The sequence below is a fragment of the Saccharothrix mutabilis subsp. mutabilis genome (assembly GCF_039521145.1).
GTDB lineage: Bacteria > Actinomycetota > Actinomycetes > Mycobacteriales > Pseudonocardiaceae > Actinosynnema > Actinosynnema mutabilis.
In genome coordinates this window covers 385,891-403,884 of record NZ_BAAABU010000003.1, presented here as the reverse complement: position 1 = coordinate 403,884, position 17,994 = coordinate 385,891, and the positions used below count along the sequence as shown (strand labels likewise).

Sequence of the window (17,994 nt, the reverse complement as noted above, 5' to 3'; positions counted from 1 at the left end):
AGCCGACAATGCGATCTGTCGCAGTTGGCCATGCCGAACGGAGTTCCGATGGGCAAAGAGACGTGGGTGACCGAAAGGCGAGTACTCCTCGTCATTCGGAACCTGACGTCCCTCTACCGGCTCCTCCAGTTGGTCGACGGCATGTTCGCCGGACAGCGCATCGCCTTGAAATTCACCATCGACAAGGGCTCGGAGTACGTCCGCGACCTGCGCAAACACCTGATCGAGACCGGCTGCGACGTGTTGAGTTGGCAGAACGCGACCAAGACCGAATTCCACGCGATCATGGCCGCGCACGCGGGCAGCGCGCTGCACGAACTGCGCGGGCCGATCCTGACCATCGCGCACGGCGCCGGTTACCCGCGGATAGTCCCGGAGACCACGGGAAGTCTGCTGTCACCCACCGGAGTGGCGCGCAGCCAATTGGTCTACAGCGATCGGGTGATACCCGCAAGAATAGGGCTTTCCCACGAAGAGCAATTCGGCTTGATCGACCGGACCTGTCCCGAGGCGCGCGACCGGTGCGTGGTGGTCGGCGACCCGGCCGCCGACCAGTTGCGCGCCAGCACGGTCCTGCGCGACCGCTACCGCGCGGCGCTCGGCGTCGGGCCGGACCAGCGGCTGGTCCTGGTGACCTCCACGTGGGGGCCGAACTCGGCGCTGGCCGCCGGCCCCGACCTGCCGCAACGACTCCTCGCCGAACTCCCGCTGGGCCGCTACCGGGTCGCGTTGACACAGCACTGGAACATCAGTCAGGGCCATTCGCGCTACGAGGTCGGCCAGCAGTTCCGCGACGGCACCCGGTGCGGGCTGATCACCGTCCCGCCGGACCGCAGTTGGCAGGCCGCCCTCATCGCCGCCGACGTGGTGATCGGCGACCACGGATCGGTGACCTTCTACGGGGTGGCGCTGGGCAAGCCGCTGTTGCTGGCCAGTGACGGCGGGTGCGAGGTCGATCCGGCCTCGGCCAACGCGGAGGTGTGGCGCAAGGCCCGACCGCTGGACCTCCAGGCGCCGCTGCGCCCGCAGGTCGAGTCCGCGCTGGACGACGGCGGCGACCCGGCGCTGCGCGAGATCACCGACCGCGTGCTGGGCCGGCCGGGCGAGGCGAAGGCCCTGGTGCACCGGGTGCTGTGCGAGATGATGGACCTGCCGCTCTCGGCGACCCCGCCCGTGGAGCCGGTCGAGGTGCACCGCGCGCCGCCGGGCCGCCCGGTCGGGGCGCAGGTCGTCACCGCCTCGCTGCACCGCAGGCACGTCGTCCTGGAGCGCTTCCCGCACCTGCTCAGCGGCCTGCGGCCGGAGGGCGACACCGCGCCGATGCTCGTCGTGGACGAGTCGGTCGTGGACGGCACGGTCCGCGACAACGCCGACATCGTGGTCCGCACCGAGGTCGCGGGCGACCCGCGGCGCTGGGTGGCCGACCAGCTCGCGGCCCACCCGGGCGCGGCGGTCGCGGCGGCGGCCACGGAGTCCGGGTCGGTGGTGGGCTTCCGCGACGAACCGGCGATCGACCTGGCCGAGGTCGGCCCGACCGCCGCCGCCTGCGCGCTGCACCACTGGGCGAGCCTGCGCCGCCGGAGGGTCCCGCCCCGCGGCCTGGTGCTGGTCGTCCACGACAACGATGTCACGCGGGTGGTCAGCCTGGCCGGCCGCCGACCGCACCGGGCGCCTCAGCCGCGCGACCCGAACCAGCGCAGGACCTCCGCGCTGCGCGGGTTGCCCGCGTCGCGGTAGAGCTCGAACAGCCGCTGCGCCGAGACGCGGAACAGGTCCTCGTCGCGCTGCTCGCGGGCGATCACGACCATGACCTCCAACGCCTGCGCCTCCTTCACCGGCTGGCGGCGGGACCGGGTCGTGGCGATCGCGGCGGTCAGCACGCGGCGGGCGTCGGCGACCCGCCGCAACGCTTCGTAGGCCCGGCCCAGGGCGATGTGGACGCGGGCGGTGGACATCTCGTCGCGCAGCCGCTCCAGCAGGCGACGCGCCTCCTCCAGCACCGGCAGCGCCAACGCCGCCTTCCCGGCCCGCACGAGGGCGTCGCCGAACTGGTAGGCCTGCACGCCGATCGCGCGCGGGTCGCCCAGCCGCCGGCTGATCAGCAGCGCGGACTCGAACTCGCGCGCCGCGTCGTCGTAGCGCTCCTGCTCGCGCAGCAGCAACCCGTAGGACTCGTGGACCATCGCGCGGCCCAGGCCGTTGTCGGCGATCACCCGTTCCGCGCGGGACAGCTCCGCCTTGGCCGCCTCGAAGTCGCGCAGCTCGACGTGCGCCCGCGCGAGCTGGTTGCGCAACCGGCACTCCGCGGCCCGCGCCCCGACCGCGGCGGCCGACTCGGCCCCGATGCGGTGCGCCTCGATCCAGTCCGCGTAGTGCTTGCGGCTGTGGTAGAAGGCCCACAGCGCCTCGCACAGCTGCCAGGCCGCCGTGTGCAGGCCGATGTCCGCCGCCAGCCGGACCGCCGCGAGCAGGTTGGTGCGTTCGGTCTCGAACCACTCCATGCCGGAGCCGGCGTCGAACTCGACCGGCCAGGGCCTCAGGTCGTGGTCGGCCAGCCGCCACCGCGCCGGGCCCAGCACCGCGCGGTCGGCCGCCGCCGCGCCGAGCAGGTACCACTCGACGGCCCGCCGCCGCACGTCGTCCCGCTCGTCCGCGCCCTCCCGCTCGGCGCGGTGCGCGGCGTGCAGCCGGACCAGGTCGTGGAAGCGGTAGCGGTCGGCGGCGTGCTCCTCGACCAGGTTGACCGCGCGCAACGCGGCCAACTGCTCCTCCGCCTCGGCCGCGGGCGTGTCCGCCATCGCGGCGGCCACGCCCGCGTCGAAGTCGCCGCCGGGGTGCAGGCCCAGCACCCGGTACATCCGCCGCGCCGGGGCGGACAGGTCGTCGTACGCCGCGTCGAAGACGTGTTCCACGAGGTGATCCCCCTCCACCGAGAGCCGGCTGAGGCGTTTGCGGTCGTCGGACAGGTGCTGGGCGTAGCGGGCGACCGTCCAGCGCTCCAGGCGGCCCAGTTCGGCGCCGACCACCTTCAGCGCGATGGGCAGGCCCGCGCACAGGTCGACCAGGCGGCGGGTGGCGGACGGGTCGTGGTGGACCCGGTCGTCGCGGACCATGTGCGCGACCAGCGTCGCGCCGTGCTCGTCGTCCAGCGGGCGCAGCTCCACGGTGTGCGCGCCGTCGATGGCCAGGCCGCTGAGCCGCCGCCTGCTGGTGGCCAGCACGACGCTGCCCGGCGAGGTCGGCACCAGGGACCGGATCTGGGCGGCGTGGTCGGCCCCGTCCAGCACCACGAGCACGCGCGAGCGGGCGGTGAGGCTGCGGAACAGCGCCACCCGCTCGGGCAGGTCGGGCGGGATGTAGTCCCACGGCACGCCCAGCGCCCGCAGGAACGCCCCGGCCACGTCGGTCACCGCGATGCCGCCGTGGTGGCGGTAGCCGTCGAGGTCGGCGAACAGGTGCCCGCCGTCGAACCGGTCGGCGTGCCGGTGCGCCCACTGCAACGCGCACGCGGTCTTGCCGACCCCGGCCATGCCGCTGAGCACGACGATCGCCGCGCCCCGCTCGCCGCCGCCGGTGGCCGCGGCCTCGATGCGCTCGATCTCGCGGCGCCGGTTGACGAACCCGTGCGGCGCGGGCGGCAGTTGGCGGGGGCGCTTCATCCGGGCCGGCGGCGCGGGGGTGACGACGGTGACCTCGTCGATGACGTTGGCCTGGACGACCCCTCCGAGCACCGGGGCGGAGACCTCGTTGCGGGCGAGCCGGGCGGACTGCCCGTTGCGCGCGGACAGGGCGTCGAGTGCCGCTCGCAGGCTGATGTCCGGTTTCATTCGCTGTCTCCCGGCCGGGTGCCGCCCAGTATCACACCTGCCGGGCCGCACCGGCAGGCAATCGGAGGCTGATTCGACTTCCGCCACCTGGCACATGGTGTTCGCGGGGCGTGGCGAAACCGTCACCCGAACGGCGGTTTACGCTGGTGAGAGCGTGGTTGCCGGCCAAAGGTGTTGCACTTCCGACCAGTTGTGCCCTTGTCGGACCCCACCGAAGGTATAGGTGCGTTCGGCAATTCCTTCACATTCTTCGCCGATGCTCCCGCGAACGGGCGGGTCGGAGCCGACTCATATGCTGGTGGGCGTTCACGGACAACGGGAGGGCGTCGGCGGTGCGGTACGCGGCGATCGGGGACAGTTTCACCGAGGGCGTCGGTGACGAGCGGGCGGACGGGTCGCCGCGGGGTTGGGCGGACCTGGTCGCGGAGGGGCTCGCGGGCGCGATGGGCGAACCGGTGTCCTACGCGAACCTCGCCGTGCGCGGCCGGCTGATGGAGCCGATCGTCACCGAGCAGCTGGAGGCGGCGCTGGCGCTGTCCCCCGCGCCGACGGTGATCACGTTGAACGGCGGCGGCAACGACATGATGCGGCCCGGCGTGGACGGCCGGCGGTTGGCGGAGCTGACCGAGCACGCGGTGCGCCGGTGCGCGGAGGCCGGCGTGCGGCTGGTGCTGCTCAGCGGCGCGGACCCGTCGCGGCGCCTCCCGTTCGGGCGGACCATCCACCAGCGGGGCGTCGAGCTGACCGCGGCGGTGCGGGGGTTGGCCGCGCGGCACGGGTTGACCATGGTGGACATGTTCAACGACCGGGAGATCCGCAAGGCGGCGTACTGGTCGCCCGACCGGCTGCACCTCAACGCGGCCGGGCACCACCGGGTGGCGGCCCACGTGCTGACCGCACTGGGGCACACCACGCCGGCGGAGCCGCTGGACCACGAACCCGAGGTGCGCCGCCTGCTCGCCGAGGCGCGGTACTACCGGCAGCACGTCCTGCCGTGGGTGCACCGCAGGCTGCGCCGCCGGTCGTCGGGCGACACGGTGACGGCGAAGCACCCGACGTGGACGACGATCACCGCGGCACCCGCGGTTTGAGGAGCTTGAACGCGGTCCAGGCGATGTCGGCGACGAGGATCAACGCCCAGATGCGGCCCGCGCCGTAGAGGAGCGCTTCGGCGCCTTCGCGCGGCACCCGACCGAGCAGGACGGTCCCGAGGTCGCGGGTGAGCAGATCCCGCACCCAGGACAGGTCGAACACCGCCAGACCCGCTTGCGCCGCCCCGAAGAGCGCCGCGTGGACGCCGAGGTCGGCCGCCTGCTTGCGCCGACTCGCCGGAGGAGCTTCGGGGGCGGGCTCGGACGGGGCGGGGTGGGCGGCCGGCGCGGGCTGAAGCGGGACCGGCGCGGGCTCGGCGGGCGCGGGCTCGGCGGGCGCGGGCTCGCCTGGCGCGGGCTCGGCGGGCGCGGGCGTGGGCCCGGCGGTCCCCGGCTCGGCTGGCGCGGGCGTGGGCTCGGCGGGCGCGGGGTCTTCCTTCACCGGTGAGGGTGGCGGGATGTCGGCCACGCCCAGGCGGCGGACCGCTCGCGGCACCACCGCGGCGCCAGCCAGGATCATCGCCGCCGCCACCAGGCAGGCCACCGCCCAGTTCGCCCCGTCGTACAGCGCCCCCGCCGCCAGGCTGCCGACCAACCCGCCGACCAGGCACGCCGACTCGTACACCCCCATCCCGCGCCCGACCCGCCCGCCGGACGCCTCCGCGATCACCGCCTGCTGCACCGGCAGCACCGCCGCCCACGCCAGCCCGCTCAACACCCACAACCCGGCCACCACGTACGGGTTCGGCGCCCACACCAACCCCACCGCGAACGCGCAACTGGCCAGCGACGCCGTCATCAGCACCCGCGACCGCCCGAACCGCACGACGTACCCGTGCAGGTGCTCGGCCGCCAGGCTCATCGCGATCGCACCCGGCAGGAACACGTACGCCACCTGCACCACCTCCAGCCCGAACCCGCGCTGAAGGTGCAACAGCAACAACAACCCGACCGCCGACTCCGCCGCCATGGTCATCACCACCGCGAACAGCATCGGCCGCAGCTTGCGCCCCACCGCGCCGAGCCCGCCGGACTCCGCCGCCACGCCCCGGCCGCGCGGCAGGCCCACCAGCAACCCCGCCGCCACCGCGCACGCCGCCGCGCACAGCCAGAACAGCCCGCCGAAGCCGATCACGCCCAGCAACGCCAACCCGGCCACGAACGCGACCCACGACCCGGTCTCCTGCGCGTTCAGCAAGCGCGGGAACACCGCGGAGTCCGCCGCCAGCCGTTCGCTGACGATCGCCCGCACGGCCACCCACAGCAACGCCCCGCCGGCGCCACCGACCGCCGCCGCCAGATAAGCGACCGACGCACTGCCCGCCACGGCGTACCCCGCACACGACACCGCGTACAGCAAGGCGCCCGAAGCGGCCACGTACCGCCGCTCGTACCGGTCCGCCAACACCCCCGCCACCGGCCGGACGACCATCGACAGCGCCATCTCGACGGCCATCAGCACGCCGACCTCGAACGGCCCCAACCCGATCGCCGCGCCCGCCCACAGCGGCAGCACGAAGTCGATCAGCTCGGTCGGTCCGTTGGCCAGCGTGGCCGCCCACAGCGTCCACCGCTCCCTTCGCAGCGCAACCCCCATCACAAACCCCCAAGACAAAACTCCGAACAGCGTTCGATCTACTCCGAACGGTATACTGGGTTTCGCCATGAACGCCAACCGCGCCCTCGAACTGCTGTGGCGGGACGGCCGCCGCCCGGCCCGGGGTCCGCAGCGGGGCCTCACGCTGGACCGGGTCGTGCGGGCCGCGATCGAGGTGGTCGAGGCGGACGGCCTGGCCGCGCTGTCCATGCGCCGAGTCGCGCAGCACCTGGGCGTCGGCACCGCGTCGCTCTACACCTACGTGCCGGGCAAGACCGAACTCGAAGCGCTGATGCTGGACGCGATCGGCGCGGACGACCCGCTGCCGCACGAACGCCCCGGCGACTGGCGGGCCAAGCTGGAGGGCTGGGCGCGCGCGGACTGGGTCGAGTTCCGCGCCCACCCCTGGGTGCTGCACCTGGCCAACCAGGCGCCCGCGCCCGGCCCGAACCTGTTGCGCTGGATCGACTCCGCGCTGCGCGTGTTCGACGGCACGGGCCTGTCCGAGGCGGAGAAGATGGCTGCGGTCGAGTCGGTCGACGCCTACGTGCGGGGTCTCGCCCGCCAGCACCTCGACCAGCCCGAACCCGACCCCGAGCAGGACCGGTTGCTGGTCGAGCTGGTCGACTTCACCCGCTACCCGCACCTGCTGCGCGCCCTGCGGGCCGGCGTGCGGCCGTGGTCGGGCGACCAGTTCGAGTTCGGGCTCCAGCGCCTGCTCGACGGGATCGAGGCGTTGATCGACACCCGCTCTGCGCCGTCCGAAGGGGACTCGTAGCCCGATCGGGTGAAAGCGGCGAGCGACATCTCGGCGACGTAACGCAGGTCACAGCACGGTCGACTCCCCGTTGTGCGGCGCGACCGCTCCTGCGCGGTGGTGCCGGGAAGTCCAGTCACACCCGTTCCGGCGCATGGCATCGGGGGCCGTCCGCCGTCGACAAAGGCGGTCTGGCCATGCGGTCCCACCCTGCTCGTCGCCGTGTCGCGCGCACGTCCCGGCGGATCACCGCCGCCCTCACGAGCTTCGCGCTCGCCGTGCTGGGACTGGTGGTCACCACGACCCCGGCCCGCGCCGCCCAGGACCCGGACGTCGCCGCGATCGCCGCCGGCCTCAAGGAGTTCGCCGACTTCAGCAGAGCCCTCGGCTCGGTCGGTGAACTCGGCGAGGCCGTGCCGCTGCTCGGGGTCAGCCCCGGCGGCGCGCTGGGCTTCCAGGACCTGGTCGCCAAGACCATCCACGAGCCGTTGAAGGACAAGGAGCACTTCGGCGACCTCGCCGGCAGCTACCCGCTGGGCGGCGACCGCCCCGGCACGCTGACCGTCGCGACCAGCCAGAACGGGTCCGTGCAACGGGTTGACGTCACCCTGCACGTGACGAAGGTCGCCGACCGGCAACCGGTCAGCGTCGCCAGTTCGAGCCCACCGCTGACGTTCACGACCTCCGGCGCGGTGGACGTGACGTTCACCCTCGACGCCACCCTGCGCTTCGCCTACGACTCGGCGCGCGACTGGTTCTACGTGGTCAAGGACGACGCCTCGCCGAAGCTGTCGGTGGGCGTCAAGGGCGAGCTGGACGCGTCCGCGAGCCCGACCGCCGGGTTCGGCATCCTCGGCGTGGACCTGGACAAGGCCAACTCGCACCTGACCGTCGAGGCGAACATCACCGCCACGGCCGACGACCCGGACGGTGACGGCCGGCTCGCCACCGACCCTCTCGGCGTGGGCGCCGGCACCGCCGAGCTGGCCGCGTCCGGCGCGGCGGCGGGCCTGTTCCACATCGGACTCGGGTCGCCCGCGGGCAAGGTGGACGCCGCGCTGCGGTTCACCGCCCAACCGCTGGCCGGCACGTCGGTCGCCGGCGTCACCGGCCAGGTCGAGGTGAAGTGGCCGGACATCGCCACCGGCTCCCCGGTCGTCAGCGTCGGCGCGTCCGACCTCGCCCAGCTCACCCGGTTCACCACGCTCAGCCCGCGCGACCTGCTGGAGGGCCTGAGCCACCTGGTCAGCTCGATCGAGGCGATCCAGCGCGCCCAGTGGGGCGAGCAGGCCAAGCCCACCGGCAACGTCAACCTGCCGTTCATGCGCGGCACGCTGGCCGACGCCGTGGCGGCGGGGTCGGTCCTCAAGGAGTTCGTCGACGCCAACGTCTTCAACCCCGACAAGGGCGACGACCCCGCCAAGGCCGGGCTGCCGAAGTTCAGCTCGATCCAGGAGATGTTCGCCAAGCTGAACACCGGCCCCATCGCGGTGTCCGGCGTGGACTTCAACGACACCACCAAGAAGCTGGCCTTCACGCTCACCATGACCCGCGACGCGCCCAACGACGGCGCGAAGCTGGACGTGGTCGCGGAACTGACCTCCGGCCAGGGCGCGAACGTCGCCTACGAGCCCACCAAGCTCTTCCACACCCAGAAGACCAAGCCGTGGCCCACGGACCACTTCAAGGGCCGCATCGTGTCCGCCGGCACCTCGCAGGGCGTGGTGAAGAACAACACCGGTGACATGATCGAACTGGAGGAGCCGTGGAGCGGCGGCACGCCCGCGCCCGGCGCCCCCTACAAGGTCAACTCACCCGACCCCATGACCGGCCAGGTCACCTTCGGCGACACGTTCTCGGCCAAGGGCCTGCGCGACGCCAACGCGCTCAACGCCACCGCGACCGTCAAGCCCGGATTCGTCGCCACCGCCACCCTCGTGCTGGACCTGCGCGACCCGATCACCGGTGACGCGTGCAAGCCGCTGGACCCGGACGCCGCCGCCACCGGCTGCCCGTTCGCGGACAAGAACCCCGACGGCACGACGACCCTGGTCACCAGCCTGCCGCGCACGCCGGACCGGTTCCTGCTGCGCACCGGCGGCGACCTGATCAAGGCCGACGCGCCCGTGGACACCAAGGTGGACGTCAACGGCAGCGTCGGCTACCTGAAGGTGCACCTGTCCGGTGACCTGTCGATGTCCAAGAAGGACGGTTCGGCGAACATGCTGACCGTCGGCCTGAAGAAGGTCGGCGACGCGGACGGCGACCTCCCGCTGTCCCAGGTGTTCCCGAAGCTCGTGGACGACGTGACCACCCCGGCCGAGGAACCGGAGAACCTGCTCACGGTCGCGGTGGGCGCGAAGGCCGCCGCGACGGCGAAGCTCGACGTCCCGGGCATCACCGACTTCTTCGGCGGCCCGGTCGAGGTCGGCGTGTCGATGCCCGACCTCACCAACCCGTCGGACGTGCAGTTCACCGGGCTGGACAAGCTGGACAAGGCCAAGGCGTTCGACTTCGACCCCGACAACCCGCGGGCGATGTTCGGCCGGCTCATCAAGGCGTTGCAGGTGCTCAACACCTCGTTGCAGAAGGTGGACGGCGACGGCTCGGTGAAGTCCGCGATGACCACCCCGCTGCCGGTGGTCGGCAAGTCGCTGAGCGACCTGCTCGGCACCGCCGACTCCGGTTCCGGCGCGGACGTCGAGTACGGCAACACCACGTTCGAGGGCAAGAACGTCGGCTACATCAAGGACCCCGGTCGCGCGTTCGGCGACGACCACGAGAAGCGGGCCGTGCTGGTGGGCACCCAGGTCGCGGTCGTGGCCGTGGCCGACCCGGTCGGCAAGCAGGTGTTCCTGACCGAGCCGTGGCCGCAGGTGCCGCCCAAGGGCACCTCCTACACCTTCCGCAGCCCGCTGGAGGACGCGGTCGACAAGCTGACCGCGGCCCCGCCGGACTACCTCCAGGACCTGGTGGCAGTGCTCAACGACGCGCTGCCCGACGGCAGCGGGGTGTCGTTCGCCTTCAAGGAGGTGGACGACAAGCCGTCGATCGTGCTCAACGTGGACCTCAAGCGCGCCGTCGCGACCGAGCAGCCGGTGCGGTTCGCCTTCGACGACGACAAGGGCGTGGCGCGCTCGCTGATCTCCGCCGAGGGCGAGGCGACGACGAACCTGGCGCTGACCGGGTCCACCAAGGTCGGGTTCGTGCTGCCGCTGGCCAAGGACGGCGCGCCGGACGACGCGACCGAACTGAAGGTGCTGCCGACGTCCACCGTGGACCTGACGGTGCACGGCGGGATCACCGGGGTGGTCAAGTCGTCCATCGGTCCGCTGTCGATCGCGCTGGGCAACCCCGGCGGTTCGGAGCGGGCCGTGGCGAACGCGCACTACAACGCGCACCTGGGCTACGGTCCCGGCGGCGCCGCGCCGGTCCCGCTGGCCGACTTCGTCAAGAACGTGTCGCTGAGCCTCAACGGCGACAACCAGCCGGTCACCTGCCCCGGCGACCCGGTCGCGGGCACCGACCTCGCGCTGTGCGCGGCCATGCCGGTGTTCGTCAGCTCGGACAACCAGAACTGGACGAAGCTGTCCGACCCGGGCGACTCCTTCATCCTCCGCCTCCCGCGCCAGGTGGACGACCTGGCGCAGGCGTTCTCGGCCGGACCCGACCTGCCCGGCGGCGTCAAGCGGGTCGTCGTGCCGGACAACCTGCACGAGAAGATCGCCGCCGCCCTGCTGGACTTCTCGCAGTTCGGCGACGGCATCGAGAAGTACCTCGCGATGATCGAACGCGCGCTGCGCACGGCCGCGTTCGACGGCAAGCTCCCGCTGGTCGGCGACGACCTCCAGCAGGGTGCGGACAGGTTCGGCCAGTTGCGGGCCAAGATCGAGCAGGCGATGGCCCAGCTGCCCGGCGGCGGGCGGGTGAACAACACCGGCGAGCTGACCGACTGGGTCAACAACCACCTCAAGCCCGCGGTGGGCAGCGCGGTCACGGTCGGCTTCACCTGTGAGGCCGTGCTGCAACCCGCGACGAACCCGACCGCGACGGCGGAGGGCGCCAAGGGCACGACCAAGTACGAGTACGGGATCGTCGCCTCGGCGCAGGGCAAGGACGCGCCGCCGGCGTCGGCCACGATCCTCGACGGCAACGCCACCCTCGGCGGTGACAACAAGAACCAGCTCGGCTGGACCAAGTCCGCCTACGCCACCAGCTACAAGATCGTCCGCAGGGACCCGCAGAACAGCCAGTGGAAGGTCGTCGCGGAAGGCCTGGCCGCGGACGCGGTGGCCTACACCGACTCCACCGGGACGCTCGGCGCGGCCTACCAGGCGTCGGACACCAACCCGAAGCTGGCGGACTGCCCGGACGCGGCGGCGTTGCCGGACATCACCGGCGCCACGTTCACCTTCGACCTGTGCGACGGCAAGGTGGACCCCAGCGACAACTGCGCCACGAACGAGCTGAGCCTGACCCGCCCGCTGGACCTGGGCATCCCGGGCCTGTCGCTGCGCGAGGCGGCGGACCCCGCCAAGCGCACCGGCGTCACCGCGGGCCTGTCCTACCGGCTGCACGTCAAGGTCGGCGTGGACAAGAACTCCGGGTTCTTCGTGGCCACGCAGGACATCGACCGCCCGGAGCTGGGCCTCAAGCTCGGCTTCACGCTGCCCGCCGACATGAAGGCGCAACTGGCCTTCCTGGAGGTCGGGCTCAAGCAGCGCCCGGGTGGGGCGACCGACCTGTTCTCCGGCAAGTTCTCCGTGGACCTGCACAAGAAGGGCCAGGACGCCTGCTTCGAGAACTGCGCGATCGACGCCGACGCCCGCATCACGCTGGCCGACCTGGCCGACGTGACGGAAGTGGCGGACGTGTCGCTGGCCGCCAAGGTCGGCATCGACTGGGACTTCGACGTCACCGCGGGACCGCTGCCGGGCATCTCCGGCTGGTTCCACCTGGCGTGGGAGTGGAAGCTGGGCCAGCGGCCCGGCGAGGGCGCGCCGCAGATCGAGTTCCGGGACGTCACGCTCAACGCCGGCGAGTTCCTCGGGTCGGTGCTCAAGCCGATCGTGGAGAAGGTGGCGCTGTTCACCAAACCGGTGCAGCCCGTCCTGGACCAGCTCTACGCGCCGATCCCGGTGCTGTCGGACCTCTCGCGCGCGGTCGGCGGCGGTGACGTCAACCTGGTCACCATCGCCAAGGCGTTCAGCACCATAGCGGGCGGCCCGGACCTTGAGTTCGTGGACAAGATCCTGCGCACGCTCCAGCTGGTCGGCCAGATCACCGACAACGGCGGCGCGATCGAGGTCGGCGACTTCACCGTCCTGGGCAAGGAGGCCCTGGAGACGGAGAACTCTCCCGACACCGCCGCGAAGCTCATCGGCACCTCCACCCCCCTCCACTCCGACCTGCGCGCCAAGGTGGACGAGGAGAACGGCGGCGGCCTGGTCGGCGCGAACGGCAAGGGCAACTCCGCCGGGTTCACCTTCCCGATCCTGGAGAAGCCGGCCGAGCTGTTCGGCCTGCTGATGGGCCAGGACGTGGACCTGATCAAGTTCGACTCCGGCGCGCTGCGGCTGGCGTTCTCCTACAGCCAGTCCTTCGGCCCGGTCTACGCGCCGCCGCCGGTGCTGGTCAGCATCTCCGGCAGCGCGTCGGTGGAGGCCCGGTTCCGCGCCGGCTTCGACACCTACGGCATCCGCAAGGCGATCGAGGACAAGCAGGTCGCCGACATCCTGGACTCGATATACCTGGAGACCACCGACGACGCGGGCAAGCCGCTGCCGGTGGTGACCTTCCGCGGCGAGCTGGCCGCGGGCGCGGCGGTGAGCGTCGTGCTGATCGAGGTCGGCATCAAGGGCGGCGTGGCGCTTACCATCAACCTGAGCTGGGCGGACCCGAACAACGACGGCAAGTTCCGGTTCTTCGAGTTCACCAAGGTCGCGCTGAACAACCCGATGTGCCTGTTCAACATGGACGGCAGGTTGAGCCTGTTCCTGAAGGTCTACATCACCATCGGGTTCTCGCCGTTCAGCGTGTCGTTCGACTTCACGCTGGCCGACATCACCCTGCTCGACTTCTCGGTCAAACCCAACTGCGAGCCACCACCACCGACGTTGGCGCACCCCGACGGCACCACGCTCGTGCTGCACGTCGGCGACACGCACACGGGCGCCCGCGGGCACCCGGCGTGGACCGCGCGGGACAACGAGGAGAAGTGGACCGTCACCCAGCTGGTGAACGCCGAGGGCGGGTTCGAGGGCTTCGCGGTCAGCGCGCTCGGGTTCCGCGAGGAGCACCGGGACAAGAACCTGACGAAGGTCCACGCCGACGCCACCAACGACAAGGGCAAGCGCGTGTTCGTCTTCCAGGGCGACGGTGACAAGAGCGGCGCGGGTGAGGACAAGGCGGCCGAGGCCAAGCCGTTCGACAAGGCCGTCGAGGTGACCGGCGGCCAGGCCGACGACTCGATCAAGACCGGCATCGGCCCGTCCACGGTCGACGGCGGTCCGGGCAACGACCAGATCACCACCGGCGACCTGCACGCCGCGTTCGGCGGCAGGGGCACGGCGACCGTGCACGGCGGCGAGGGCGACGACTCGATCACCGTCGGCGGCGCGGGCGACACCGTGACCGGCGGCGCGGGCAAGGACCGGATCGCGGCGGGCCTGGGCGCGAACACGCTCGACGGCGGCGACGGCGACGACACCATCGGCATCGCCTCCGACAGCCCGCTGGCCGACACCAACCCGGGCAAGGCCGAGTACGTGGCGCAGAAGAACACCATCGTCGGCGGCCACGGCAGCGACAAGATCTCCGGCGGCTCCGGTCCGGACTCCATCCACACCGGCTTCCGCATCGGCGACCCGGCCGACGAGACCGGGGTGGACGAGCCGGGCTGGCCGGACAAGACGACGGTCAACGGCGAGATCGTGGACGCCACCAACACCGTGGACACCGGCACGGGTTCGGACACCGTGTACGGCAGCCAGGGCGTGGACATGGTCACCGGGCGCTCCAAGCCCGACCAGGTGGACGACATCCGCGGCGGCGGCAACAACGACGTCCTGACCGGCGGGTTCGGCAAGGACGAGGTGTTCGGCGGTCCGGGTGACGACTACGTGGTCGCCGAACCGTCCGACGTGGGCGGCGTGACCGGCTCGGGCGACTTCGGCCCGCTGCGCACGGTCGGCCACCGGCCGTTGCCCGCCACCGTGTCCCCGTCCTCCAAGCTGCTGGTCGGCGGTTACGGCAACGACCACGTCATCGGCGGCGACGGCGGCGCGGAGATCTACGGCGACCGCTACGCCAACCCGTGCGCCCCGCCCGGCGACCCGGCGTCCAAGCCGCCGGCCGAACCGCTGGACGGCGCGGACGGGCGCGACCTGATCACCGGTGGCACCGGCGTCGAGGTGGTCGCGGCCGGCGGCGCGGCGGACAGCGCGGACCTGCGGTCCGGCGCCGACCTGGCGTGCGGGCAGCTCGGTGACGACGTGGTCGGCGGCGGCAACGACAACGACACCCTCTACGGCGGCGGCGGGCTGGATCTGGTGTACGGCGACGCCGGCAAGGACAACGTCTACGGCAACGACGACAACGACACCCTCTACGGCGGCACGCAGGACGACGTGGTCGAGGGCAACAACGGCTCCGACACCGCGTTCGGCGGCGCGGACACCGACGTCGTGGTCGGCGGCACCCGCAAGGCCGGCGAGGCCGACCAGGGCGACACCCTCTACGGCGACGCGGGCACGGACCTGGTCATCGGCGACAACGGCGACGGCCCGGCGGCGTCCGGCGGACCGTTCGACCTCGACGGCGCGAACGCGGCGGCCGGCGGTCCGGACTTCGTGTTCGGCGGCGACGCCGACGACCGGGCGTTCGGCGGCCTGGCGCACGACGAGGTCAACGGCGGCGCGCAGGACGACTACCTGGAGGGCAACAACGCCGACGACGTCGTGCACGGCGACGGCGGCGAGGACCGGGTGGTCGGCGGCTCGGCCGAAGTGGCGTCCACCGTGGACGGGCACCAGGTCGGCCGGCCGGACGCCAGGGACCAGCTGTTCGGCGACTCCGGTCCCGACGTGGTGGCCGGTGACAACGCGGTGCTGTCCCTGGGCGAGTCCTCTCCGATCACGCAGGGCCGCGGGTTCGCCAAGCAGCACAAGGTCACGCTGCTCGACCTCGGCTACTCCCCCACCGCGGGCACGTCCGGCGACGACGTGATCAGCGGAGGCGGCGAGCAGGACGTCCTGCTGGCCCAAGGCGGCGCGGACGTGGTCACCGGCGACGACGCCGACGACTACGCCGAGGGCGGTCCGGGCTCGGACACCCTCTCCGGCAACGAGGGCCAGGACGACCTGGTGGGCGGCTCGTCCACCGAGGAGGCCGCGGGCGTCGGACAACCCGACGTCGGCGACTCGATCCACGGCGACAACGGCCAGGACATCGCGATCGGCGACAACGGTTCGCTGCTGCGCACCGGCCCGCCGTCGAGGCTGACGCAGGAACGCGGCATGACCCCGCGCGGGATCGTGCTGCTCGACCTGGGCCTGACCCCGCACGCCGACTCGTCCGGCGCGGACGAGGTGTGGGGCGACGACGCCAACGACGTGCTGCTCGGCCAGGGCGGTCCCGACCGCCTGAAGGGCAACGCGGCCGACGACTACGTCGAGGGCGACCAGGGCGTTGACTTCGTCGAGGGCAACGACGGCGACGACGACCTCGTGGGCGGCAGCAGCACGCCGCTGACCGGGTCCTCGGGCCAGCCCGACGCCGCGGACGCCCTGTTCGGCGGCAACGGCGATGACGTCGCCATCGGCGACAACGGCGTGGTCAACCGGCCCGCCGCGGGCGAGACCCCGACCCGGGCGACGCGGCGGCTGGCCACCACCGGCGGCAACCCGATCACCGGGCGCGTCGTGGTCGAGTACGACCTCGCGCCGGCGCCCCCGGCCGACCGGTTCGGCGACGACCGGGTGTCCGGCGGGTCGGGCGTGGACGTGCTGTGGGGCCAGGACGGCGGCGACTTCGTCTCCGGCGGCGGCCAGGCCGACTACCTGGAGGGCAACGGCGGCGCGGACGTGCTGCGCGGCGACCTCGGGCTGGGCGAGCCGTCGTCGGAGACCACGGTCGTCCCCCTGGCCGACCCGGGTTGGCCGGGCACACCGTCGGCCGACCTGGACGGCTCCGACCCGTCGCACGGCCAGGACGACATGATCGGCGGCAGCGCGGCGGCCGGGTTCCGCGACGGCGGCGACGCCTTCGAGGGCAACGGCGCGGACGACGTGCAGCTGGGCGACAACGGTTCCCTGGTGCGCACGCTGGAGGGTCAGCCGGGGTCGATGAAGGAGAAGGTCTACACCGAGCGGTACGCGGCGGGCCTGGTGCCGGACAACGCGACCGTGTCCCGCACGCACGACCCCGACCTGCCCGGACCGGCCACCCGGTTCTGCACCACCGCGCAGGCCACGTGCGAGCCCGTGGGCGCTTTCGGCGACGACACCATGTTCGGTGACGACGGCAACGACGGGATGTGGGGCCAGGACGGCGACGACACCATGACCGGGTCGAACGGCGACGACGACATGTACGGCGAGCTGGGCGGCGACACCATGTCCGGCAACGACGGCGAGGACGCCATGCTCGGCGACCGCGGCGGCGTGGTGAACGAGCGGCTCAACGCCGACGACGTGGCCGCCCGCGGCTTCACGGCGTCGCTGAACTCGGTGCCGCAGGAGTCCTACACCGGGTTCCGGTTGGGCGCCTACGACCGGCGCGTGGACCTGCTGCACGACGTGGACGGCGACCAGTTCATCGGCGGTTCGACCTCCTCCGCCATGCCGCACGACGGCATCGCGGAGGGCGGCGACGACCGCATCCGGGGCGGTCTGGGCGCGGACAACATCCACGCCGGCTTCGGTGACGACCTGGCCAACGGCGACAGCGGCGGCGACCAGGTGTTCGGCGGTGACGGCGCGGACGCCCTGTGGGGCGGCAAGGGCTGCGACCCGACCGCGCCCACCCCGGACTGCCTGGTGAACGGCACGTTCAACGCGGACGCGCGGGGCGCCGACGACCGGTACGTCGACCACGTGTTCGGCGGCGTCGGCGGCACGTCGGCGGCGTCCCAGGCCGGTGCGATCGGCTCGGACGTGCTCGACTTCAACCCGCGCGGCACGTTCCCCGGCGGGTGCGCGGCCGGCCCGTGGCCGGAGTCGCTGGGCAGCGGTTTCGTCGACCCGTGCAGCTGGTTCGAGATGACGAACAAGACCGACGACACGGCCGACCCGGCGACCCTGGCGGACAACCAACACCACCAGGGCACGGACTGGCTCTACGGCGGCTGGGACCGCGACGTCCTGCAGGGCGACGTGGCCGGCAACGGCCCGAACCCGGGCGACCGCCTGATCGACTGGTCGGGCGCCTACAACCTCTACACCCACTGCAACGCGGCTTACGGCGGGTACAACGACATCCGCCAGCGCAGCCCGGGGATGGAGACCTTCCTGCAGGAACTGGCCTGGGGCACGGGTGCGGGCCAGTCGGCCTCGGACGCCACGACCGCTGGCACGTCCGCGTTCCGCGAACTGGCGCTGGTCTACCCGGCGGACAACAACGCCCACGGCACGGGCCAGGCCTACCCGACGACACCGGGCCACTTCGACGATCCGGTGTCCTGCACGGACTGATCCCTGCTGGAGGACTCGGCCGCCCCGCTCA

Annotated in this window: 6 protein-coding genes; 4 read left to right on the top strand and 2 right to left on the bottom strand. The window is 72.4% G+C overall.

The features are described 5' to 3' along the window. Positions 1–48: 48 nt before the first annotated feature. Entirely contained in the window at positions 49–1,737 is a 1,689-nt protein-coding gene (locus tag ABD126_RS09485) for a hypothetical protein (protein WP_343933338.1), read from the top strand. Here ABD126_RS09485 and ABD126_RS09480 read toward each other — a convergent pair. Further along, complete coding sequence (locus ABD126_RS09480) at positions 1,674–3,827, bottom strand: NB-ARC domain-containing protein (RefSeq protein WP_343933337.1); 2,154 nt, start codon at positions 3,825–3,827, stop codon at positions 1,674–1,676. The two genes, ABD126_RS09485 and ABD126_RS09480, sit on opposite strands and share 64 nt — an antisense overlap. 332 nt (positions 3,828–4,159) lie before the next feature. On the opposite strand from ABD126_RS09480, the gene ABD126_RS09475 reads away from it, so the two are divergent. Then, positions 4,160–4,918, top strand: coding sequence for an SGNH/GDSL hydrolase family protein (locus tag ABD126_RS09475; RefSeq protein WP_343933336.1), 759 nt, complete (start codon positions 4,160–4,162; stop codon positions 4,916–4,918). Here the strand turns inward: ABD126_RS09475 and ABD126_RS09470 are convergent. Further along, complete coding sequence (locus ABD126_RS09470; RefSeq protein WP_343933334.1) at positions 4,896–6,515, bottom strand: MFS transporter; 1,620 nt, start codon at positions 6,513–6,515, stop codon at positions 4,896–4,898. The two genes, ABD126_RS09475 and ABD126_RS09470, sit on opposite strands and share 23 nt — an antisense overlap. Before the next feature lie 67 nt (positions 6,516–6,582). Between ABD126_RS09470 and ABD126_RS09465 the strand changes: the two genes are divergently transcribed. Both ABD126_RS09465 and ABD126_RS09460 read left to right on the top strand, forming a co-directional pair. Next, complete coding sequence (locus ABD126_RS09465; protein ID WP_343933333.1) at positions 6,583–7,293, top strand: TetR/AcrR family transcriptional regulator; 711 nt, start codon at positions 6,583–6,585, stop codon at positions 7,291–7,293. 176 nt (positions 7,294–7,469) lie between these two features. Further along, the gene (locus ABD126_RS09460) at positions 7,470–17,963 is read left to right on the top strand and encodes a hypothetical protein (protein ID WP_343933332.1); all 10,494 of its coding nucleotides are present in this window, start codon (positions 7,470–7,472) and stop codon (positions 17,961–17,963) included. Positions 17,964–17,994: the final 31 nt, after the last annotated feature.

Excerpts from the sequence above, each read along its gene's own strand:
- ABD126_RS09485 (WP_343933338.1), top strand. The coding sequence starts at position 49 with ATGGGCAAAGAGACGTGGGTGACCGAAAGGCGAGTACTCCTCGTCATT.
- ABD126_RS09480 (WP_343933337.1), bottom strand. The coding sequence starts at position 3,827 with ATGAAACCGGACATCAGCCTGCGAGCGGCACTCGACGCCCTGTCCGCG.
- ABD126_RS09470 (WP_343933334.1), bottom strand. The coding sequence starts at position 6,515 with ATGGGGGTTGCGCTGCGAAGGGAGCGGTGGACGCTGTGGGCGGCCACG.
- ABD126_RS09465 (WP_343933333.1), top strand. The coding sequence starts at position 6,583 with ATGAACGCCAACCGCGCCCTCGAACTGCTGTGGCGGGACGGCCGCCGC.
- ABD126_RS09460 (WP_343933332.1), top strand. The coding sequence starts at position 7,470 with ATGCGGTCCCACCCTGCTCGTCGCCGTGTCGCGCGCACGTCCCGGCGG.